Here is a 21,839-nt window from a genome sequence, read left to right on the forward strand (position 1 = left end):
GGGGTCTCGCCTGTCCCGCAGCTCCCGCTGGAGTCTTTGCGCCTTCCATTCCAATTAACAGGTTGTATAAAAAGAGGATAGCTGTATAAAACGCTTGAGGTGAGGAAGGGGCTTTCAAGCGAATGGCTTTTATTGATGACTTGACGGAAGCGGGGTACGCGAAAATGGGCCCTGTAAGCATGGCTCCTGTTGGTGTTGTGATTAAAAGGATATTTGTTACACATGAATGAGGCAGATGTGTAAGAAGCCGATCCTCTCCGCTGTCATGAGTCTAAAGACAATGGCCAGGTGGACTTGGCAGGGGCTAGAAATGACCTGAATAAGTGACCTGGAGAGGCTTATTTTTTTCTCAGATGGCTTGAAAGTTATTTTAAAAAAAGAACGAGGTTCGGAATGATTTCATTCCGAACCTCGTTTGTTTGGTGATAAACTGAAACCGGAAAATCCGGTTTTTATACTTTTTTCAATTTGAAAGGACTGACCATTAATAAGGATAATGAAATAATAATAACCATAAATAAAGGCATTGGGAGATATGGAATGGCTAAATAGCTGAGGGTTAGCAAGCAGCCGGCTGCTGTGATCGGCAAGCCATGAAAATAGCCATTATTCTCGGAAATATTGAAGCGTGCCAGCCTAAAGGCACCGCAACCAATATAAAATACCGTGAAAAACCAGCCGGGGAAGCCGAATTCAGATAATATGCCGGTATACAATAGTAGAGCGGGGGCCACACCAAAAGAAATAATATCGCACATAGAGTCCAATTGTTTGCCCAGTTCAGATTCAATATTCATTTTTCGTGCGACCATTCCATCAAAGCGATCAGCTAAAGCGGCGACAAAAATAAGCAGCAGGCCCAAGTGATGTTGTCCATGCATCGTCATCAGGATGGAAAAGCCGCCTAAAGCCAAGTTCCCCATTGTAAGTACGTTAGCTGTTTGAGCTTTTATTTTTTTTATAGTGACGTCTATGACTTGAGAAATAAACAAATTTACACTCTCCTCGAATTTAGCAGGGAATCTGCCGGTAGTTTATTATATAATAATATTTTAACGATGATCTATTATACCATAAAGTGGATTGGATTTTTAAATTTTTGGAGGTTAAACCGTGCAACGGCATTTATATCGTTTTTTTATTGAGTTAACAAATAAAAGATGGTCTTCGCGATTGCTGGAGCGCTATACAAGCTCTTCTGTAAGCAAGCCGATGATCCGTCCCTTTATTAAAGCTTACCGAATCAATGAAGAGGAGATGGCCCATCCGGCTGATCATTACCAGACACTTCACGATTTCTTTATTCGTCAGCTGCTGCCCGAAGCAAGGGTGATTGAGTACGGGAAAAACCAAGTGGTCAGCCCGGTTGATGCTCTGCTCGCAGAAACAGGGGTGATTACAAGCCACTGTGAGATCGTAGTCAAGGAGAAGCCTTATTCTGTAGCTGAGATGCTCGGCAGCAGAGAAAAAGCTGCTGATTATGAAAACGGCACGTTTCTTGTTTTTTATTTAAGCCCTGGCCATTATCATCGAATCCATAGCCCAATTGATGGACAGGTGACGGAAACATGGGCGCTTGGCAGGCACTCTTATCCTGTGAACAGCCCCGGGTTGAAATATGGCAAAGCACCGCTTGCCAAGAATTACCGTGAAATTACCGAGCTGACCTTTGAGGGCGGGAAGTTGGCTGTAGTGAAAGTAGGAGCGATGTTCGTTAACTCGATTGAGCGTTCCCATAACAGGCCAACATGGAAGCAAGGGGAAGAGGTAGCCTATTTCAACTTTGGTTCTACGGTTGTCCTCTTGTTTGAGCCAGGTACATTTAGATTGAATGAACAATTGGCTGTGCCTTGCGAAGTAAAGGTCGGTGAGACCGTCGGCACTTTTGCATAAAAAAAAGCACTGCTTGAGCGAGTGCTTTCTATATTAGTGCGCTTGTACTTGGAAGTAAAGAGCTCTCTTTTTTAATTCGTCTTCGATTAATAAGATAAAATCGCGGCTAAGATCCAGCTTGCGTGCTTTTGCATAAGCTTCTAAAAGAACATCATCAGAGATGCGGTGCATGTCTTATTCACCTCCAAAGAAATAAGTGGTCTATAATAGGTGAAGTGGCATAAGATGGTAGGTTCAAGTTGTTTACTACCCCACTGTACTAAATATAAACAAAAAGAACAAGTGTTCCTTTATCCACAGAGTTAGGTGGATAAATTGTGGATAGATTGTGTTTAAGTAGGGGGAAAGGGCAGAAAACTAAAAGGATAATGTGTATAAAGTTATCCACATTTTAAAAGTGAAAAAAATGTCGGAAAATATTTTTCGTTTTTTAAAAAAATTTACAGTTTACTGTTGGGTGTTTTAACGTTTTATTTTGTCACGACAGCTAAAATCAGCTATGATAAAGGCAATGAAAGCCTAGAGAACGGAGTGTAGGGATTGTTAAAGAAATTTTTGCCGAGCGAGCATGTTAAAAGCATTTTTCACATTACACCGGAATATTTGAAGTCCAAAGGGGTGAAAGCCATCATTACCGATTTGGATAATACACTTGTATCTTGGGATCGCCCCGATGCAACGCCGGAATTACTGGAATGGTTCAAGGAAATGAAAAAAGCAGGCATTAAAGTGCTAATTGTTTCCAATAATAATCAAAAACGCGTAAGCACCTTTTCGCAGCCTATTGATATTCCATACATCTTTGAAGCCCGCAAACCAATGGGAAAAGCGTTTCGAAGAGCTGTAAAAATATTAGGCACGAAAAAGGAAGAAACTGTCGTAATCGGTGATCAGTTGCTGACAGATGTATTTGGCGGCAACCGAAACGGCTTTTATACCATTTTAGTGGTGCCGGTCGCCCAGACGGATGGTTTCTGGACGCAGTTCAACCGCCGGATTGAACGGCGGATTATGAACTTCTTTAAACGAAAAGGTTTAATTCAATGGGAGGAAAGTAAGTGAATAACGAAAAGATTATTTGTATAGGATGCGGAGTCAGCGTACAATCAGAAGATCCGGCCGGCCTTGGTTATGCGCCGGCTTCTGCTCTGGAAAAAGAAGAGATTGTCTGCCAGCGTTGTTTTCGCTTGAAGAACTATAATGAGGTTCAGGATGTTTCTTTGACGGATGACGACTTTTTAAACATCTTGAACACACTTGGACAAACAGACAGCTTGATTGTAAAAGTTGTTGATATTTTCGATTTTAATGGAAGCTGGCTGCCTGGCTTGCACCGTTTTGTCGGGAAGAATCCGGTTCTTTTGATTGGCAACAAAGCAGACCTTTTGCCTAAGTCAGTGAAGAAAAACAGGTTGATTAACTGGATGAAACAGCAAGCCAAAGAGCTTGGCTTAAAGCCAATTGACGTTCTGCTTGTCAGTGCGGCAAAGGGAGCCTCCATGCAAGAGGCAATGGAGGCAATTGATCATTATCGCAATGGAAAGGATGTATATGTCGTTGGGTGCACGAATGTAGGCAAATCCACGTTTATTAACCGTATCATTAAAGAGGGCACGGGAGACAAGGATGTAATTACCACGTCTCATTTTCCAGGAACGACGCTTGATATGATTGAGATTCCGTTAGATGACGGCCATTTTCTTGTGGATACGCCGGGGATCATTAATCACCATCAAATGGCTCACTTTGTTGATAAACGGGACTTAAAATACATTACGCCGAAAAAAGAAATCAAGCCGAAGATTTTTCAGTTAAACGAGCAGCAAACATTATTTTTTGGCGGTTTGGCTCGCTTTGATTATCTTTCAGGAGGGCGCCGTTCCTTCACGTGTTATTTGTCCAATGAATTAATGATTCATCGGACAAAGCTCGAGAAAGCAGATGAATTGTATGCTTCTCATGCAGGAGAATTGCTTACTCCGCCGCGCAGAGAGGAAATGGAAGGCTTTCCGGAATTTACCCGCCAGGAATTCATGATTAAGGAAGAAAAAATGGATGTTGTCTTCTCAGGCCTTGGCTGGGTGACCATTAATGAACCGGGCGCCAAAGTAGCCGCTTATGTGCCAAAGGGAGTTAGTGTCTTTCTGCGGAAATCCTTAATTTAGAAGGGGGAGAGAAGCCGTGAGAAAATTATTTGGGGTTATAGGCGATCCAATTGCTCATTCCATGTCTCCGCTGATGCATAACGATGCATTTGCCCAGCTTGGCATCGACGGATATTACCAGCCTTTTCATGTGAAATCGGCTGATTTAGCCGCTGCTGTTCACGGCATGAAGGCGATCGGTGTGCAAGGATTTAATGTGACAATTCCCCATAAAACAGCGATTATGCCCTTGCTTGACCAGATTGATCCGCTTGCGAAGGCAATCGGCGCCGTTAATACAGTCGTCCGCGAAAACGGCGGATGGACGGGATATAACACAGATGGAGCAGGTTTTGTGCAAGGGCTGCGCGAGGAGTGCGGCGGGCCGCTTGAAGACAAGAGGGTATTGCTCATCGGCGCAGGAGGAGCCGCGCGTGCCATTTATTATACGCTGGCTTCAGAAAAGGTCAATCAGATCGATATTGCCAACCGTACGCTTGAAAAAGCAGCCAGTCTTGCGGAGAGCTGCCCTTATTCTGTTGCTGGCACGGTAAAAACAACGCAGGAAGCGGAAGCGGAGCTGGCGGCATATGATATTATTATCCAGACCACTTCAATCGGCATGCTGCCGCTTATTGAAGCAGCTCCGCTGTCTGTTGAAAATATAAAGCCGGGCGCCTTTGTCTCTGATATTATTTATAATCCTTTTGAAACGAAGCTCCTGCAGGAAGCGAAAAAACAGGGAGCCCGTATACAAAATGGGCTGAAAATGTTTGTTTACCAAGGAGCGCTCGCTTTTGAAAAATGGACAGGCCAAACACCGGATATTGAACGAATGGCAGACATTGTACGACATCAACTAGGAGGAAACTATGTTAACAACTAAGCAAAAAACATTTTTACGCTCGAAAGCCCATCATCTGGATCCTATTTTTCAAGTAGGAAAAGGCGGGGTAAATGAAAATATGGTGAAACAAATCGCCAATGCGCTTGAAGCGCGCGAATTAATTAAAGTCAGTGTGCTGCAAAATTGCGGAGAAGATAAGCAAGAGGTGGCAAAGCTATTAGCGAAAGGAGCCCGTGCCGAGCTCGTGCAGGTCATTGGCAGCATTATTGTGCTGTATAAAGAATCGAGAGAAAACAAAAAAATCGAGCTGCCAAGATGAAGAAAAAAGCAGGCATTTTAGGGGGAACATTCAATCCCCCTCATTTGGGCCATTTAATGATCGCCAATGAGGTGCTTGAGGCCCTTCAGTTGGATGAGGTCCGCTTTATGCCGAACTATCATCCGCCGCATAAAGAGATGGATCATCGTGTGACTGATGAAGACCGCATCCATATGCTCCAAGCGGCTATTGACGGGCACCCGCGTTTTGTACTTGAGCTGATAGAAATGGAGCGTAAAGGTACTTCTTATACGTTTGACACGATGAAGGCGCTGCAGGAGCAGGAGCCTGAAACGGAATTTTACTTTATCATCGGCGGCGATATGATTGAATACTTGCCGAAATGGTACAAAATTGCCGAGCTTAGCCGGATGGTTACGTTTGCCGGGGTGCGCCGGCCGGGGTATTCCGTGGAGACCCCCTATCCGGTGAAGTTGGTTGACACACCGGAAATCTATCTGTCTTCTACCATGCTCAGACAAAGGGCTGCAAGTGGAGGCACGCTGCGCTATTTGCTCCCTGAGAAGGTAATCGCTTATATAAAGGAGAATCGTCTATATGAAGCGTGAAGAGGCACTCTCGCTAGTGAGAGATCAAATAACCGAGCATCGCTATACACATACTCTCGGGGTGGTAGATACCGCCATTATGCTGGCCGAGAAGTACGGGGCTGATGTTCAAAAGGCCGAGCTGGCTGCAATCTTTCATGATTATGCCAAGTTCCGCTCCAAAGAGGAGATGGCGGCTATCATTAAGCAGCAAAAAATGGACCCGCAGCTGCTTTCTTTTCATTCAGAGCTATGGCATGCTCCGGCAGGCGCTTATTTAGTGCAAAAAGAAGCTGGCGTGACGGATGAAGCTGTTTTGAATGCGATCCGTTACCATACGTCAGGAAGAATTGGCATGACGTTGCTTGAAAAAGTGGTTTATGTTGCAGACTATATTGAACCGGGTCGCCGCTTTCCGGGTGTCGAGGAAGTACGTGAGTTGGCGCAGCAAGATTTGGATGCTGCGCTCATTCAGGCACTAAAAAACACGATTCAGTTTTTGATGAAGAAAAATCAGCCGGTGTATCCGGATACTTTTCATACGTACAATGATTTAACGATGAAAAAAGAGGAGGCTAATTAATGGATCAACCAGAAATTTTACAACGGGTCGCTAATGCGGCAGACGATAAGCGTGCAGAAAATATTGTGGTGCTAAACATGAGGGGAATTTCGCTTATGGCCGACTACTTTATGATCTGTCATGGAAACTCTGATAAACAGGTGCAAGCCATTGCCCGTGAGATTAAAGAGCAGGCAGAGGAGCTTGGTTATGAAGTCAAGCGGATGGAAGGCTTTGATGAAGCACAGTGGGTGTTAATTGACTTGGGAGACATCATTGTTCATGTATTCCATCGTGAGGAGCGCCTCTATTATAACTTGGAACGCCTTTGGGGAGATGCTCCGGAGCTGGATGTGGAGAGAGAATTACTTTCATGACCTATGAACGCTTCGCCTATGTGTATGACTTTTTAATGGAAGATGTGCCGTACGGAGAATGGCTTGCTTTTTTCCGGCGGCATACATCGGCCTTATCAGGGAAAAAGGTGTTAGACCTTGCATGCGGCACTGGAGAATTTACTTGGCGGCTTGCGGAAGCCGGCTGGGACGTCACTGGGGCAGATTTGTCAGACAGTATGCTGCTTGCCGCCCGGCAGAAAATGGACAGCAAAGGGCTGATGATTCCGCTGTTCCAGCAGGATATGCGCAGCCTTGAAGGTCTCGGTCTTTTTGATGCTGTTACGATTTTCTGTGATTCCCTTAATTATTTAACAGAGGAGGAGGACATCAAGCGTACGTTTCAAGGAGTGAAAAAGCACTTGAAACCGGGCGGCTCGCTTTTATTTGATGTTCATTCCTTATATAAAATGCGTGCGATTTTCAAAGACGGTACATTCACGGCTGTCGATGATTCGGTTTCTTACATTTGGAATTGTTTTGATGGAGAGTATCCCGATAGCGTAGAACATGAACTGACCTTTTTCGTTCGTGAGGACAAGCTCGGTTTATATGAACGATTTGATGAGCTGCATGTCCAGCGTGCATTTGCTATTGAACAGTATAAAGCATGGCTTGAGGAAGCTGGTTTTACCAACATTGCCATAACAGCCGATTTTACTGATCAGCCGCCGGACGAAGCAAGTGAGAGAATTTTCTTCTCTTGTACAAGCGGCTCCGTCCGTCCATAAATGGAGAGAGGCCTGTCCAACAAGTCTCTGAAATAAAAACAGGCAGAGAAAAGGAGCCGCCTCAAAAGGTCGTTTTTCATGACCCTTTGGGGCAGCTCTTTCTTTTTTATGAAAATGACTGAAGCTCCCATTTTTTAATTGACCGCCGGGAAAGCCTATACGCCTATCGAAAAAATAAAAAGGATTTTCTGATTCAGCGGCGAATAAATTAAGGGATTCCAAATTGCGCCGCTGTTTCCTGTTTGTCTTCAGCAAACTTCTTATGGGTGGCTTGAAACAGCTTCGTGAACATATCCCCTGTCTCCGCTTCTAAAACAGCAATCCCTTTTCCGGTCACTCCTCCTTTTACGCATACTTTTTCTTCTAACTCGGCTAGTGTATACTCTTTTTGTTTAAATAACTCTCCAAGGCCGGCAAGCATGGATTCTGCCAGTTTTTCTGCTGTTTCTGCCTCCATTCCGGTTGTTTCGGCTCCTTCGATGAATTTCCTCGTCAGAAAGCTGATAAATGCCGGGCCGCAGCTGACAAGGTCAGAGGCCGCACGTGTCACTGCCTCATCAATTTCCACAGCCTCTTTGCACAATTTATCCATCCGCTTTTTCATTTCGACTTTCCATTTTTCTTCACATTTTTCTCCAAAGGTATAGAGAACGGTTCCTGATAAGACTTTATTCGTGATGCTCGGGATCATTCTCATGCATGAACATGGCAGGACCGACTCTAATTGGGCGGTACTGACGGGACTAGTAATAGATACGACGCATTGTTCAGGGCGAAACAAAGAACGGGCGCCCTGAAGCAGCGGATGGATGTCGTGGGGTTTTACGCAAATAAATAAAAGCTCACATGCTTGAACGAGCCCGGCAAACTCTTTGCTGACTGTAATGTCCGGGTGCTTTTTCTGAATCTGCTGTGCTTTTTCCGGTGTTCGGTTCGTAATGACCAGGTCGGAAGCAGAGACAGCTTTTGATGCCACTAAAGCATCAATTAAGATGCTTCCCATATTGCCTGTTCCGGCTACTCCTATTTTCATTCAGTATTTTCCCTCCTTATACAAGCTGCTTTTACAATGTATGAAAGAAAAGCTGGTTTATGAGAAAGAGGTGAGAAAGATCGATATAAAAACATGGATCACCCAGTACAAAATGTACATTTTGGCAGGAGGCGCACTTGCGGCGTTCGGGCTCTACCAGCTGACGGCTGAAGAGACTTCACCCGAAATACCGGCCGTGGAAGAAGCAGTGCCGGCCGGAGAAAGCATGGCTCCAGTGCCGGCACCTCCGCTGTCAGAGCCGCAGGAGCCTGCTGTTCTCATGGTTGATATTAAAGGAGCTGTAGCGGCGCCCGGTATTTACTCGTTAAAAAACGGAGAGAGGATTAACGACGCAATAACGAAGGCGGGTGGTTTTCAAAAGGAGGCTGACCGGACAGCCATCAATCTCGCACAGAAGCTGCAGGATGAAATGATCATTTATGTGCCGAAAGTCGGCGAGACGCCGCCGGAAGAGGCAGCAGGAGCTGCTGTCCCGGAGAAGAGCACAGTCGGGCATTCGGCAGGAGGGGGAGCAGCTCTTAATATTAATAAAGCGTCCGTCGAGGAGCTGCAACAGCTGCCGGGTATCGGGAAGGCCAAAGCTCAGGCAATTATCGATTACAGGGAAACGATAGGAGCCTTTACAAAGCCGGATGACTTGAAAAGTGTCTCGGGCATTGGAGACAAAACCTTTGAAAAGCTGGCGCCGCTTGTAGTTGTTCAGTAACAGGGATTGACGGAAGCGTTTTATTGCCGCTACACTAAAGAAAAATGAATTTGCTGAAGGAAGAGTGAGAACAGATGAACAGAAAGAGCTGGGATGAATACTTTTTGGATATTGCCCAAGTCGTTTCGACCCGTTCCACATGCAACCGTCTGCATGTTGGCTGTGTGATTGTGAAGGATAAGCATATCATCTCTACAGGTTACAACGGCTCTATTCATGGACATGCCCATTGTGAGGAGGAAGGCTGTCTGCTGTCAGATGAAAAGCGCTGCATCAGATGCCTGCATGCGGAGTTAAACGCCGTTCTGCACGCAGAGCGGGATAAATTGAAAGGCGCGGCTGCTTACGTCACGCATGAACCGTGTGAAAACTGTGCAAAGACATTGGCGCAGGCTGGAATCAAAAAAATTGTTTACAGAAATGCTTATCCGAATAAATGGAATAAACATTTTTTAAAGGACATCGAAGTCGTTCATTTACCTTAATAAAACTATTGAAGGGGGAGTTATGCGCGGAAAGCTTATTTATATGGCAATGGGTGTACTCTCAGGTTTATTGTGGGCGCTTCCTTCGTTAGGAAGCCTCCGTTTGCTTCTGACTGCTGCCGTTTTCTTTGTTATCATTCAGCTTGATAAGAGGGGAAGGGCAGCTCTTTTTAGTTGTGCCGTGTCCGGCTTTTTAGCCGGACAATGGGCGGAGGAACGAAACAATACAGCTTTTACTGGGGATGAAGAGAAATGGCTGGTAACGTTTTCGGGTGAGACGATGATTGATGGGGACCGGCTGAAAGCGACTGTCACAGCGGATCATAAAGAAAGGTTGCGCCTGATTTACCGGCTGTCTTCTGCTGAAGAAGCGGAACAGCTTCAGGCAGGATTGCTGCCGGGAACCGTTTGTTATGTTGCGGGCAAGCTGGAAGAGCCTGGAGGAAAACGCAACCGGAACGGCTTTGATTATCAATCGTTTCTCAAGAACAAGCATATTTTCTGGCAGCTGAAGGCTGACCGCTTGTCCTTATCATCCTGTGTAAACGGTGGAAAAACGATCAAGAAGGATATTCTGCAATGGCGGCAAAAAGGAATCAGCCATCTAAAAGCAGTTTTTCCTGAAGGTTTGCAGCCCGTTGCTGCTGCTTTATTGTTTGGGGACCGCTCTTTAACTGAGGAAGAGGTGCTGACCGCTTATCAGCGTCTCGGCATCATTCACTTGCTGGCTATATCAGGCCTTCATGTTGGCTTAGTGACTTCTTTGGCTTATTACGTGATGATACGGGCGGGGATAGTGAAAGAAACGGCTCAAACCGCTTTGCTTATCGCTCTTCCGGTATATGCGCTCTTAGCCGGCGGCTCTCCCCCTGTCGTCCGGGCGGCGTTAATGACGATTCTTATCCTGCTGGCCCTTCGCTTTCAGCGGCGATTTACTTCTCTGGATGCCCTTGGCGCAAGCTTTATCATCGTGATAATGCTTGATCCGTACTTGATTTATCAGGCTGGATTTCAGCTTTCTTACCTCGTTAGTTTCTCGTTGCTTCTTTCCTCTCCGTTTATCTTGTCTGCCCCGGCTTCTCTCTTAGGGAAAATGCTGGCAGTCACCTCTGTTTCCCAAATGGCCGGTTTACCAGTATTGATGTACCACTTTTTTGAGGTGTCTATTTATTCCTTTGTCGCCAATTTATTTTTCGTTCCCTTTTACTCTTTCTTCGTTTTGCCCCTGCTTGTAATTATTTTTCCTTTAAGTTTTTTGCTGAGCTCCGCCGTGATTTTATTAGAGCCGCTTCAGCTTCTGCTTGAAAAAGCAGATCAAATCGCGGTAGAAGTGAGCAGGTGGCCGGGGACCGTCGTTGTCACCGGCCGCCCGGGAGAGTTTCTGTTGACTCTTATTTGCCTCTTGGTGCTGGCAGCTTTTCTGCAATGGGAAAAAACACAGGACGGGAAACGGGTAATCGCTTTTCTGGTGATGATCATTGGTATTCCTGTAACGGCGCACACCTATTCGCCGATAGGAGAGGTGTCATTTATCGATGTAGGGCAGGGAGATGCGATTTTTATTGCCCTTCCGTTTAACAAAGGAAATTATTTGATCGATACAGGCGGGCTGCTGCCGTTTCAGAAGGAGGAATGGCAAAAGCAAAGAAACAGCTTTTCGATTGGTGACGATGTTCTAATTCCTTATTTAAAAGGAAGAGGAGTCACTCGTATTGATAAGTTGATTCTGACACATAGCGACTATGATCATATCGGGGCAGCCCAAGAGTTATTCCCTCATTTCTCTATTAGGGAAGTCATCATTAGCCCGGGATCAGAAACAAAACCGGTGATGCAGCAGGCCATCGAAAAGGCGCGCCTGCATAAAGCTTCTATCCGCTACGGAAAATACATGGAAAGCTGGCAAAGCGGCGGGGCCTACTTTCAAATTGTTTCTCCTGCAGACAGGCAGTATAAAGGAAATGATGATTCACTCGTCATTTATGCAGTGCTTGGGGGGAAGAAATGGCTATTCACAGGGGATATGGAGGCGCAAGGAGAAGCACAGCTCATGGAACATGCAGCTATTGATATTGATGTGTTAAAGGTCGGACATCATGGGAGCCGTTCGTCAACGACAGAAGCTTTTCTGAGCAAAGCGGCACCTGAAACGGCTGTCATCTCTCTTGGCAAAAACAACCGGTATAGCCATCCGCACAGAGAAGTGACCGACCGTCTTCAAGCCCATGGAATAGAGATTTGGCGTACAGATCTTCATGGAGAGGTGGTGTATAAGTATAGAGCGGGGGAAACAGGCACGTTTTCAGCCATCTATCCGTAAACTATACAAGAGGTTGTCGGAAGCGGAAAAAAGCCCGTCAATTGACGGGCTTTTGCGGCAGTTATCCAATCGCTTTGATAACCTGTGCAATAATGAAGATAATAGTAAAAAAAGCGAAAGAAACACCAAAAGCCACTCCAGAATCTACTGCGTCATTACGCGTTGATTGGACATTTTTTTCAAATTCGTTCACAACTACCCCTCCTATTTCATTTATAGTATAGACGAACCTTTTTAAAAAATCTAGACTGTCCTTGCTAATTCCTGCTTTGACAAGAGTTAACTGCAATAAGATTGACAAATTCGGTGAAAATACAATTAACATGATCACCGTCTGTAAAGCTGTTTCCCGGGGCAGCGTTGCCGGCGTTCATATAGATCACGGGGAGGCTTCTTCAGAAGTTTCCCCTTGTCAAATGAAAGAAGCTTTTTTAACATGGGAGTATCATACATGAAAATGGAGAGAAAAGCCATTGATGCCCATTTGGAAAAAACTAGAGCAAAAACAATTATCAGCCCTTTATTTGCTGTATGGAACAGAAGCGTTTCTAATCCATGAAACAAAGCAACGACTGATTCAATCTGTGCTGACAGCAGAAGAAATGGATTTTAACTTTTCATCGTACGACCTTGAGGAAACCCCTGTAGAAACAGCGCTGGAAGAAGCGGAAACCTTTCCTTTTATGGGAGAAAAAAAACTTGTTATTTTAAATAATCCAGTGTTTTTAACTGCTGAACGTTCGAAGGATAAAATCGAGCATAATATCAAAAAGCTCGAAGAATACATAGCCAACCCTGCTCCTTATACGATCCTTGTTTTTTCTGCTCCTTACGAAAAATTAGATGAACGCAAAAAAATAACCAAGCTGCTGAAGAAAAATGCGGAAGTCATGGAAGCGAACAAGCTGAGTGATAAAGAATTGAAGTCCTGGCTTCGTTCCCAGGCAGCAGCCAGCGGAGCGCAAATTGATGAAGAGGCGCTGGACCATCTTCTTGCGATTGCGGGTACAGATTTAATGATGCTTGCCTCTGAGATGGATAAATTAGCCCTGTACGTGTCCGGCGCACAGCCGATTACGGTCGATATCGTCGATCAGCTGACAGCCCGTTCGTTAGAGCAGGATATTTTCTCTTTAGTGGATAAGGTGGTAACCGGGCAGGCCGAGAAGGCTTTTCGTATTTATTACGATCTGCTGAAGTTGAACGAGGAGCCAATTAAGATCCTTGCCGTAATCGCTAATCAGTTCCGCCTCATTTATCAGACGAAGGAGCTGGCGCGAAAAGGATATGGCCAGCAGCAAATAGCCAGCTTTTTAAAAGTGCATCCATTTCGGGTGAAGCTTGCAGCTGGCCAGGCGCGCGGTTTTTCGGATGAGCAGCTTGCAGCTATCATGATGCTGCTGGCCAATAGCGACCTGGACATGAAAACGAGTGCAATGGCTAAGCCGCTGATCGTTGAAATGTTTCTGTTTAAGCTGCAAAGTCTTATGAGCAGATGAATGAATTCATAAAATGAAGAGTGTTTTCCTTGCAAGCGGGTGCCTGGCTTGCAAGGAAAAGAGGAATAAAGAAAATGAAACAAAAAATCCTTCAAGCGGGGCTTGAAGGATTTTTTGTTGAGCGAAACGGTCATTGATTACGCGTTAAGCTGTTTCAATAGACGAGATTTTTTACGGTTTGCAGCGTTTTTATGGATTAAACCTTTAGCGGCAGCTTTATCAAGGCTTCTTGCTGCTTGAGCGAAAAGATCCTTTGCGTTTTCCTCATTGTTGGCAGCTGCTGTTTCAAATTTCTTCACAGCTGTACGCATTGCAGATTTTTGCTGGTTGTTGCGCTCTGTACGATCTTGGATCGTTTTTGTGCGTTTAATAGCGGATTTAATATTTGGCATTCCGGTCACCTCCTAAAGCGATCGAGATTCTATCTTTTACTCGACTTCCATTTTCCTTATAAGAACAAAAGTTATTCTATCAAACAGAAGGGGAGATTGCAATAGTTACATTCGCAATTTGTGTCAAGGAATGAACTTTTACACAGTTGGGCAGACTAAAAGAAAAGTTTATTTAAAAGGGGGCACATATGATGGAAGAATCATCTCTTGATTTAAGCCGGTATGCAGTTAGAACAGATTTAGCTGTGGAAGCAAAGACGCTGGCAGAGGAACGCCAGCAAGGCAATCAGCAAGTAGCGGGCGTTTTCACGGAAGAGCGGACAATTAATGATATTACTGTCACTTCCGTTACGATTGATGAGGAAGGGCAAAAGGCAACGGGGAAAAAAGCCGGTCTTTATTTAACGATAGAATCGCAAGGAATCCGCACTCATGATACAAGCCATCAGCATGAAGTCGAAAAAGTGCTGGCAAGCGAGTTTGCCGCTTTTTTAAAAAAGAAAGGCATTCAGGAAGACGCAAGCTGTCTGGTTGTTGGTTTAGGAAACGAAGATGTGACACCCGACGCGCTTGGTCCGCTCGTATGCGGGGAAATCATGGTAACGAGGCATTTGTTTGAGCTGCAGCCAGACCGGGTGGAGGAAGGCTACCGGCCCGTTAGCTCTCTTATTCCCGGAGTGATGGGAATGACGGGAATTGAAACGAGCGATATTGTGTTTGGGGTAGTAGAAAAAACAAAGCCCGACTTTTTAGTCGTCATTGATGCGCTTGCTTCCCGGTCTATTGAACGGGTCAACGCCACTGTGCAAATCGCCGACACAGGTATTCAGCCGGGAGCAGGCGTAGGAAACAGAAGAAAAGAGCTGAGTGAGAGCACGCTTGGTATTCCGGTCATCGCGATCGGTGTTCCCACTGTGGTAGATGCTGTATCGATTACAAGTGATACGATTGATTTTATTCTTAAGCATTTAGGAAAGGAGATCCAAGAAGGGGACCGTCCTTCTGGTGCTCTGGCTCCAGCCGGCTTTTCTTTCGGCAGAAACCGGCTGTCGGAGAATCATTTGCCGGATGAGGAGAAGAGACAGTCTTTTCTGGGAATGATCGGCACCTTGCCTGAGGAGGAAAAGCGTCAGCTGATTCGTGAAGTATTGTCTCCCTTGGGACACAATTTGATGGTCACACCAAAGGAAATTGATTTATTTATTAAGGACACCGCTAATTTGTTAGCGAACTGTTTGAATGCTGCTTTGCACTCGGCAATCGATCAGGAAAATACTGGATTTTTTACAAAGTGATCAAGGTTCCTAGCCGTCGATAGAGCAGCCTTTCTTCGGCCAAGAGAAACGATTGTTCTCATCCTTCCCAACAAAAATTGTTCTGCTTTTTCTGATGAAGTCATACGATAGTACAAGACTTTTGCAGAAAGGGTGGAGCAATGAAGGAGAATCAGCCGTATGAACTTTTTTCAATTAATTTGTCAACGATCTTAAAGGGAACGATGATTTTTACACTCTCTCTCCTCTCACTTTTTTCATTTGCCGGCATGTTAACGTCTCTCACTTACAATTATCGCCTCTCTTCCCACTCGGTGAATGAGGCAGCGGAGAATGTGTCCGGCGGTGCGCTTTATTATTTGTATACAATGGAAAACAAGCTGTTTGCGGCCCATGCACCTGAGGGCGCCCGGCCGCCTTCATTAAGCGAGGTAGCTTTTCGGTATGCGACCAATGTCCGCTTTCAGGACCCGCGCAGCTTTTTAGGAAGAGAAGTTCCCGGCTTTTCTATTTATGATGGGGAAATCTTAGTAGCCGGAGAAGGAACGGACTATACAAACATGCCGATTGAGTCCGAGCCTCCTGATAGAGTCCTTGATAAGGGAAATGATGTGGCAGTCAAGCCCGCCAAAGAGATTCCGAGAGAGAAAGACAGTCCGCCGCCGTCTTTGGCAACCGGCGGGAAAAAGCGGGTGTATTTGTATTTTACCCATACGAGGGAATCATACTTGCCGCATCTGCAAGGAGTATCTTCGGCGGATTCTGCTCATCACTCTGCCTTAAACGTGACGAAAGTGGGCGAGATGGTGCGCAAAGCGCTTGAAGCTAAAGGCATCGGCACCACGGTCGACAAAACGGATATCGTTGCTAAGCTGGACCAGTCGGGCAGAAAGTACAGCCAATCATATCAGGAGTCGCGGGCGCTTGTTGCTTCCGCGCAGTCTAATCATCGAGATTTGCAATATTTTATTGATATTCATAGAGACTCGCAGCGCAAGGAAGTGACGACAGCGTCTATAAATGGGAAAGATTATGCGAAGGTAGTATTTGTCGTCGGCGGCGAGCATGCAAACTACGAAAAAAATGTCAAGCTGGCCACGCAATGGCACAATCTATTAGAGAAGAAATATAAAGGGTTATCCAGAGGAGTTATCTTAAAACAGGGGAAAAATACGAATGGTAAATTCAATCAGGACCTGTCCGATAAAGCCATGCTGATTGAGTTTGGCGGGGTAGATAATACATTTGAAGAATTAAACCGCACAGCGGAGGCATTCGCGGATGTATTCGCAGACTATTATTGGCAGGCAGAGGCAGTACAAGCTGACTGAAGGCCGGTAAGAAAGGATCTTCCCATGAAAATTTTTCTGTTGAAAATAAGCCTTGTTCTCTCTCTTTTTTTTATTGGTGTATTAATCGGTTCTTTCCATAGCCAAAACGCTCAAACGCCGTCCTTCTATGGGCAAGCGGAGGAACCGCCGTTTTCTTTTTTTGAACAAGATGAAGCGGAGATCGACCTGCAGAAGAAACGAGAGAGATTGCAGGACGAAGAGAATGTTAATCTATTTTCTAAAGCGGGGCAATCTTTGGCTGAAGCCGTTACATTTGCTGCTGCTTCCTTATTTAATAGTTAGAAACCGCATGCCTGTTTTTCAGGATGCGGTTTTTTCTTGGCAAAAGCAAAGGCTCTTGCATTTTTGCGAATTGTCAATTGCTTTTCTGGCTGATATAATCAATCCTAGTATACATGCGCCGACTAACAGGAGTGAAGAAAAACATGAATAATGAAGAGAAAAAAAGAAGACAAGAGCATATTAGAAACTTCTCGATTATTGCTCATATTGACCACGGGAAGTCTACTTTAGCCGATCGGATTCTAGAGTATACAAATGCTCTGTCTGCACGGGAAATGAAAAGCCAGCTGCTCGATTCCATGGATCTTGAACGCGAGCGGGGAATTACTATTAAATTAAATGCTGTTCAGCTGAAGTATCAGGCAAAGGACGGCGAAGAATATATTTTCCATCTAATCGATACACCAGGACATGTCGATTTCACGTATGAAGTGTCCCGCAGCCTGGCTGCCTGTGAAGGGGCGATCCTCGTTGTAGATGCGGCGCAAGGAATTGAGGCGCAAACGCTTGCGAATGTTTATCTTGCTTTGGATAATGATTTAGAAATCCTTCCAGTTATTAATAAAATTGATTTGCCGGCAGCAGAACCGGAGCGTGTCCGCCAGGAAGTGGAAGATGTCATCGGTCTTGATGCGTCGGAAGCTGTGCTTGCCTCCGCAAAAGCCGGAATCGGGATTGAGGAAATTCTGGAGCAAATTGTGGAAAAGGTTCCTGCTCCTGCAGGAGACCCTTCCGCTCCACTAAAGGCGTTAATCTTTGACTCTTTATATGATGCTTACCGCGGAGTAGTCGCTTATATTCGGGTTGTAGACGGCTCGGTAAAAGCCGGTGATAAGATTAGAATGATGGCTACTGGAAAAGAATTCGAGGTCACTGAAGTCGGTGTATTTACGCCGAAAGCGACTGTTCGTGATGAGCTGACAGTTGGAGATGTAGGCTTCTTGACGGCTGCCATTAAAAATGTGGGAGATACAAGGGTAGGGGATACGATCACTTCGGCTCATAATCAGGCTGCCGAAGCGCTGCCTGGATACAGAAAGCTGAATCCAATGGTGTATTGCGGTCTTTATCCGATTGACTCATCCAAGTTCAATGACCTGCGTGAAGCGCTGGAAAAGCTTGAACTAAATGATTCGGCGCTGCAATTTGAGCCAGAAACCTCACAAGCTCTGGGCTTTGGCTTCCGCTGCGGGTTCCTTGGCCTCCTCCATATGGAAATCATCCAAGAGCGAATCGAGCGCGAGTTTAAAATTGATTTGATTACGACAGCGCCAAGCGTTATTTATAAAGTCCGCTTAACCAATGGGGAAGAAATTAATGTCGATAATCCTTCCAATATGCCGGATCCGCAAAAAATTGATGTTGTGGAAGAGCCGTATGTGAAAGCCTCTATTATGGTGCCGAACGACTATGTCGGTGCAGTCATGGAGCTTTCCCAGAATAAACGCGGAATCTTTATCGACATGCAATATATGGATGAAAACCGGGTAAATGTAATTTATGAAATTCCGCTTTCAGAAATTGTTTATGATTTCTTTGACCAATTAAAATCAAGTACAAAAGGCTACGCCTCTTTTGACTATGAACTGATTGGATACAAGCCATCCAAGCTTGTTAAGATGGATATTTTGCTAAATGGCGACAAAGTTGATGCTTTAAGCTTTATCGTCCACCGCGACTTTGCTTATGACCGCGGAAAAGCCATTGTTGAGAAGCTGAAAAGCCTCATTCCGAGACAGCAATTTGAAGTTCCTGTCCAGGCGGCAATCGGCCAGAAGATTGTTGCGCGGTCAACCATTAAATCGATGGGCAAAAACGTTCTCGCTAAATGTTATGGCGGCGATATTTCCCGGAAACGCAAATTGCTAGAGAAGCAAAAAGAAGGGAAAAAGCGGATGAAGCAAGTCGGATCAGTTGAAGTGCCGCAAGAGGCCTTTATGGCTGTTCTGAAGATGGATGACGAGAATAATAAATAAGGAAATGAGAGAGGGAAAGCGCAGATGCTTCCCCTTTTTCTCGTTATTGAACAAACAAAGAGGAGTTTTTACATGATACGTTCCGCTTACATTCACATTCCTTTCTGCCATCAGATTTGTCATTACTGTGATTTTAATAAGGTTTTTTTGAAAAATCAGCCGGTGGAAGACTATATCAAGGCACTGGCCGGCGAGATGAGTATGACGATGGAACGTTATCCGTCAGACCGGCTTGATACGATCTTTGTCGGCGGCGGCACACCGACGGCTCTCACCGCTGCACAGCTGGATCAGTTGTGCCAGGCCATTCGCAAGCACTTGCCTTTTGAAAAAGGGGAATTTACATTTGAAGCAAATCCGGGCGATTTAACGCCAGAGAAGCTGGCGGTGCTAAGTGATTATGGAGTGAACCGTTTGAGCCTTGGGGTCCAGTCTTTTAATGATCAGCTGCTTCAGGCGATTGGCCGCACGCATTCAAGCGCCGATGTGTTTGCCACAGTTGAAAATGCTAAAAAAGCTGGATTTTCTAATATAAGCATTGATTTAATTTATGCCTTGCCGGATCAGACGCTGGCGGATTTTCGGGATACTTTGAAGCAGGCCCTGAGCCTGCAACTTCCCCATTACTCGGCCTACTCACTGATTATCGAACCGAAGACCGTGTTTTATAATTTAATGAGAAAAGATGCATTGCCGCTTCCGAAGGTGGAAACTGAGACAGCAATGTACGAGCTGCTTGCAGAGGAAATGGCAGCTTCCGGCTTGCAGCAATACGAGATCAGCAACTTTGCCGTCCCTGAGTTTGAAAGCCGTCATAATCTTGTATACTGGAATAATGAATACTATTATGGATTCGGAGCGGGAGCCCATTCTTATATGGAAGGGATCAGGCGCTCCAATCACGGTCCGTTGAAAAAATATATGGCCCCTATACAGGAGGGCCGCCTCCCTTGGCTTCATGAAAATAAGCTTTCTGAGAAAGAGAAGATGGAAGAGGAGATGTTTCTTGGTCTTCGAAAGACAGCAGGCGTGTCAGCCGTCCGTTTTGAAGAGAAATTTGGCCGGTCCCCTCAATCTTTATTCGGGAAGCCGATAGCAGAAATGACGGCCAGAGGACTGCTCACAGCAGATAAAGACGGGTCCATCCGCCTGACAGCACAGGGAAAACTGTTAGGGAATGAAGTATTCCAAGCATTTTTGCTTGCTGAAGAAAAATAACAGAGCAGGATAATCGGTGCTCTGTCGTTGACATTAACCGCCGATTTTGATAATTTATTTATAGATTTAGCACTCATAACAAGCGAGTGCTAACAGAGGTGATCAACGATGTTAACCGATCGTCAACTTTTTATTTTGCAAATAATTATTGATGATTTCATTCGATCTGCTCAGCCGGTCGGCTCCCGCAGCCTCGCAGAAAAAGAAGAAATAACATTTAGCTCGGCTACGATCCGCAATGACATGGCGGAGCTGGAGAACCTTGGCTTCATCGAGAAGCCCCATACATCCTCGGGGCGTGTGCCGTCAGAAAGAGGCTACCGCTATTATGTAGATCATTTGCTGCGGCCCAAAAAGCTGAACTATCAGGAAGTAGAGACGATCAACTCTATCTTCGGCGGACGCATTTATGAGCTTGAGAAAATTGTACAGAAATCAGCGGAGATTTTATCGGAACTGACCAATTACACGGCCATCGTGTTAGGGCCGGAATTAAAGGATAATAAGCTGAAGAAGCTGCAAATTGTGCCGCTTGGCCAAGATGCCGCTGTGGCGATTATCGTGACAGATACTGGCCATGTGGAAAATCGGACGTTTACTTTGCCGGAGCGGGTGCATCCTTCCGATATTGAAAAGATGGTCAATATCTTAAATGAAAAGCTTATTGGTGTACCTCTTTCTGAGCTGCATGATAAATTATATAAAGAAATTGTTGTATTGCTTCGCCGGCACATTCAAAACCATGATGCCTTGCTGGCGATGTTTACGCAAGCTGTTGATTTGCATGCGAATGAAAAACTATTCTTCGGCGGCAAAACAAAGATTTTGAATCAGCCGGAATTTCATGATGTGGAGAAAATCCGGCTAGTGATGAACATGATTGATCAGGAAGAAGGGATCTATCGCCTGATCAGCGGTGTTCCTGCCGGCATTCAAGTCAAGATCGGCAAAGAAAATAAAAATGCTGCTATGCAGCACTGCAGCTTGATCACCGCTTCTTATTCCGTCGGCAATGAACAAGTCGGAACGATTGCGATCCTTGGCCCGACGAGAATGGAATACTCGCGCGTCATCAGTCTTGTTGACTTTTTAAGCCATGATATGACCAAAGCGTTAACTAATTTTTATCATAGCTGAAGTGGAGCAGGCGGAAATTAGCGATTTTTGGCTAATTTCCTTCTCTTTGTGCAAAAAGCGAGAAGGGTCCGTCCTCCCTTTATTCTTTAAAGGAGGTGAAACGAATGGCAGAAGAGAAAGAATTGAAGAAAGAAGAAAATGAACAGCAACCTGTAACAGCAGAAGCTTCCGTACAAGAGGAAAATGCGCCGGCTGAAGAAGAACAGCCTGCAGCAGAAGCTTCTCTTGAAAAAATAAATGAGCTTGAGCAAAAGCTTGAAGAAGCGGAAAACCGTTATTTGCGTCTCCTTGCGGACTTTGATAACTCCCGCCGCCGCGCGCAGCTGGACCGTGAAGCAAGCGAGAAGTATCGAGCCCAAAGCTTAATTTCTGACCTTCTTCCACTGCTAGACAACTTTGAGCGCGCCTTAAAGGTGGAAGCGACGAATGAACAGACACAATCCGTTCTCCAAGGAATGGAGATGGTCTATAAAGGTCTGGTTTCCGCCCTTGAGAAAGAAGGCGTGGAAGTGATCGAGGCGATCGGCAAAGAATTTGATCCTAATGTCCATCAGGCTGTAATGACGGATAGCAATGATCAATACGGCCCTAATGAAGTGATTGAAGAATTTCAAAAAGGGTATAAGCTGAAAGATCGCGTGATTCGTCCATCCATGGTAAAGGTCAATCAATAACTATTACATATTCTAAAGGAGGCATATTGCA

At 45.3% G+C, this 21,839-nt stretch carries 25 protein-coding genes and 1 pseudogene; 20 read left to right on the top strand and 6 right to left on the bottom strand.

The features are described 5' to 3' along the window. Both BBA02S_RS21150 and pssA read right to left on the bottom strand, forming a co-directional pair. Nucleotides 1–181: pseudogene (locus BBA02S_RS21150) on the bottom strand (hypothetical protein); the annotation flags it as partial. 271 nt (nucleotides 182–452) lie between these two features. After that, entirely contained in the window at nucleotides 453–992 is a 540-nt protein-coding gene (gene pssA, locus BBA02S_RS00005) for a CDP-diacylglycerol--serine O-phosphatidyltransferase (RefSeq protein ID WP_041097377.1), read from the bottom strand. 121 nt (nucleotides 993–1,113) lie between these two features. Here pssA and BBA02S_RS00010 point away from each other — a divergent pair, with 121 nt between their 5' ends. Then, a complete protein-coding gene (locus BBA02S_RS00010; RefSeq protein ID WP_041097375.1) occupies nucleotides 1,114–1,893 on the top strand; it encodes a phosphatidylserine decarboxylase in 780 nt (259 codons plus the stop codon). A gap of 33 nt (nucleotides 1,894–1,926) precedes the next feature. On the opposite strand, the gene BBA02S_RS00015 is transcribed toward BBA02S_RS00010, so the two are convergent. Next, entirely contained in the window at nucleotides 1,927–2,064 is a 138-nt protein-coding gene (locus tag BBA02S_RS00015; protein ID WP_061786744.1) for a sporulation histidine kinase inhibitor Sda, read from the bottom strand. A gap of 369 nt (nucleotides 2,065–2,433) precedes the next feature. On the opposite strand from BBA02S_RS00015, the gene BBA02S_RS00020 reads away from it, so the two are divergent. The 8 genes from BBA02S_RS00020 to BBA02S_RS00055 are packed head-to-tail and all read left to right on the top strand — an operon-like array spanning nucleotide 2,434 to nucleotide 7,439. Beyond that, nucleotides 2,434–2,955 (top strand): YqeG family HAD IIIA-type phosphatase, encoded by a 522-nt coding sequence (locus BBA02S_RS00020; RefSeq protein ID WP_041097373.1) that lies wholly within the window; start codon nucleotides 2,434–2,436, stop codon nucleotides 2,953–2,955. Next, a complete protein-coding gene (gene yqeH, locus BBA02S_RS00025; protein ID WP_041097371.1) occupies nucleotides 2,952–4,058 on the top strand; it encodes a ribosome biogenesis GTPase YqeH in 1,107 nt (368 codons plus the stop codon). Before BBA02S_RS00020 ends, yqeH begins: the two co-directional genes overlap by 4 nt. A gap of 16 nt (nucleotides 4,059–4,074) precedes the next feature. Next, nucleotides 4,075–4,923 carry a shikimate dehydrogenase gene (aroE, locus tag BBA02S_RS00030; RefSeq protein ID WP_041097369.1) on the top strand — a complete coding sequence of 283 codons (849 nt, stop codon included), beginning with the start codon at nucleotides 4,075–4,077 and terminating at the stop codon, nucleotides 4,921–4,923. Continuing rightward, a complete protein-coding gene (yhbY, locus tag BBA02S_RS00035) occupies nucleotides 4,910–5,203 on the top strand; it encodes a ribosome assembly RNA-binding protein YhbY (protein WP_041097367.1) in 294 nt (97 codons plus the stop codon). Before aroE ends, yhbY begins: the two co-directional genes overlap by 14 nt. Beyond that, complete coding sequence (locus BBA02S_RS00040; protein ID WP_041097365.1) at nucleotides 5,200–5,772, top strand: nicotinate-nucleotide adenylyltransferase; 573 nt, start codon at nucleotides 5,200–5,202, stop codon at nucleotides 5,770–5,772. Before yhbY ends, BBA02S_RS00040 begins: the two co-directional genes overlap by 4 nt. Further along, nucleotides 5,762–6,334 (top strand): bis(5'-nucleosyl)-tetraphosphatase (symmetrical) YqeK, encoded by a 573-nt coding sequence (gene yqeK / locus BBA02S_RS00045; protein ID WP_041097363.1) that lies wholly within the window; start codon nucleotides 5,762–5,764, stop codon nucleotides 6,332–6,334. The genes BBA02S_RS00040 and yqeK overlap by 11 nt, the downstream gene beginning before the upstream one ends. After that, a complete protein-coding gene (rsfS, locus tag BBA02S_RS00050) occupies nucleotides 6,334–6,690 on the top strand; it encodes a ribosome silencing factor (RefSeq protein ID WP_041097361.1) in 357 nt (118 codons plus the stop codon). Before yqeK ends, rsfS begins: the two co-directional genes overlap by 1 nt. Further along, the gene (locus BBA02S_RS00055; protein WP_041097358.1) at nucleotides 6,687–7,439 is read left to right on the top strand and encodes a class I SAM-dependent DNA methyltransferase; all 753 of its coding nucleotides are present in this window, start codon (nucleotides 6,687–6,689) and stop codon (nucleotides 7,437–7,439) included. The genes rsfS and BBA02S_RS00055 overlap by 4 nt, the downstream gene beginning before the upstream one ends. Before the next feature lie 208 nt (nucleotides 7,440–7,647). On the opposite strand, the gene comER is transcribed toward BBA02S_RS00055, so the two are convergent. After that, a complete protein-coding gene (gene comER, locus BBA02S_RS00060) occupies nucleotides 7,648–8,472 on the bottom strand; it encodes a late competence protein ComER (protein WP_041097356.1) in 825 nt (274 codons plus the stop codon). A 70-nt stretch (nucleotides 8,473–8,542) separates the two neighbouring features. On the opposite strand from comER, the gene BBA02S_RS00065 reads away from it, so the two are divergent. From BBA02S_RS00065 to BBA02S_RS00075, 3 genes are all read left to right on the top strand, one after another. Beyond that, nucleotides 8,543–9,199 (top strand): helix-hairpin-helix domain-containing protein, encoded by a 657-nt coding sequence (locus tag BBA02S_RS00065; RefSeq protein WP_169799342.1) that lies wholly within the window; start codon nucleotides 8,543–8,545, stop codon nucleotides 9,197–9,199. A 74-nt stretch (nucleotides 9,200–9,273) separates the two neighbouring features. Beyond that, nucleotides 9,274–9,684: a deoxycytidylate deaminase gene (locus BBA02S_RS00070; protein ID WP_041097354.1), complete on the top strand. Its 411-nt coding sequence runs from the start codon at nucleotides 9,274–9,276 to the stop codon at nucleotides 9,682–9,684. Nucleotides 9,685–9,706: 22 nt separating this feature from the next. Beyond that, nucleotides 9,707–12,004, top strand: a complete 2,298-nt coding sequence (locus BBA02S_RS00075) for a DNA internalization-related competence protein ComEC/Rec2 (protein WP_041113265.1) — start codon at nucleotides 9,707–9,709, stop codon at nucleotides 12,002–12,004. Between the two features lie 61 nt (nucleotides 12,005–12,065). Here BBA02S_RS00075 and BBA02S_RS20050 read toward each other — a convergent pair whose 3' ends face one another. Then, a complete protein-coding gene (locus tag BBA02S_RS20050; protein WP_041097350.1) occupies nucleotides 12,066–12,197 on the bottom strand; it encodes a YqzM family protein in 132 nt (43 codons plus the stop codon). Nucleotides 12,198–12,480: 283 nt separating this feature from the next. On the opposite strand from BBA02S_RS20050, the gene holA reads away from it, so the two are divergent. Further along, a complete protein-coding gene (holA, locus tag BBA02S_RS00080; RefSeq protein WP_041113266.1) occupies nucleotides 12,481–13,503 on the top strand; it encodes a DNA polymerase III subunit delta in 1,023 nt (340 codons plus the stop codon). 137 nt (nucleotides 13,504–13,640) lie between these two features. On the opposite strand, the gene rpsT is transcribed toward holA, so the two are convergent. Further along, complete coding sequence (gene rpsT, locus BBA02S_RS00085) at nucleotides 13,641–13,895, bottom strand: 30S ribosomal protein S20 (RefSeq protein WP_041097348.1); 255 nt, start codon at nucleotides 13,893–13,895, stop codon at nucleotides 13,641–13,643. Nucleotides 13,896–14,086: 191 nt separating this feature from the next. Here rpsT and gpr point away from each other — a divergent pair, with 191 nt between their 5' ends. The 7 genes from gpr to grpE all read left to right on the top strand — a co-directional run bounded on the left by gpr (nucleotide 14,087) and on the right by grpE (nucleotide 21,808). Continuing rightward, nucleotides 14,087–15,190 carry a GPR endopeptidase gene (gene gpr, locus BBA02S_RS00090; RefSeq protein WP_041097346.1) on the top strand — a complete coding sequence of 368 codons (1,104 nt, stop codon included), beginning with the start codon at nucleotides 14,087–14,089 and terminating at the stop codon, nucleotides 15,188–15,190. A gap of 140 nt (nucleotides 15,191–15,330) precedes the next feature. Next, on the top strand, nucleotides 15,331–16,500 hold the full coding sequence (gene spoIIP / locus BBA02S_RS00095) for a stage II sporulation protein P (protein WP_041113267.1): 1,170 nt from the start codon (nucleotides 15,331–15,333) through the stop codon (nucleotides 16,498–16,500). 24 nt (nucleotides 16,501–16,524) lie between these two features. Beyond that, the gene (locus BBA02S_RS00100) at nucleotides 16,525–16,803 is read left to right on the top strand and encodes a hypothetical protein (RefSeq protein WP_041097342.1); all 279 of its coding nucleotides are present in this window, start codon (nucleotides 16,525–16,527) and stop codon (nucleotides 16,801–16,803) included. 143 nt (nucleotides 16,804–16,946) lie between these two features. Next, entirely contained in the window at nucleotides 16,947–18,779 is a 1,833-nt protein-coding gene (gene lepA / locus BBA02S_RS00105; RefSeq protein ID WP_041097340.1) for a translation elongation factor 4, read from the top strand. A gap of 72 nt (nucleotides 18,780–18,851) precedes the next feature. After that, complete coding sequence (gene hemW / locus BBA02S_RS00110) at nucleotides 18,852–19,997, top strand: radical SAM family heme chaperone HemW (RefSeq protein WP_041097338.1); 1,146 nt, start codon at nucleotides 18,852–18,854, stop codon at nucleotides 19,995–19,997. Between the two features lie 108 nt (nucleotides 19,998–20,105). Then, the gene (gene hrcA, locus BBA02S_RS00115) at nucleotides 20,106–21,134 is read left to right on the top strand and encodes a heat-inducible transcriptional repressor HrcA (protein ID WP_041113268.1); all 1,029 of its coding nucleotides are present in this window, start codon (nucleotides 20,106–20,108) and stop codon (nucleotides 21,132–21,134) included. Between the two features lie 104 nt (nucleotides 21,135–21,238). Beyond that, nucleotides 21,239–21,808, top strand: coding sequence for a nucleotide exchange factor GrpE (gene grpE, locus BBA02S_RS00120; RefSeq protein ID WP_041097334.1), 570 nt, complete (start codon nucleotides 21,239–21,241; stop codon nucleotides 21,806–21,808). Nucleotides 21,809–21,839: the final 31 nt, after the last annotated feature.

The organism is Bacillus badius NBRC 15713 (assembly GCF_001591605.1).
GTDB lineage: Bacteria > Bacillota > Bacilli > Bacillales > Domibacillaceae > Pseudobacillus > Pseudobacillus badius.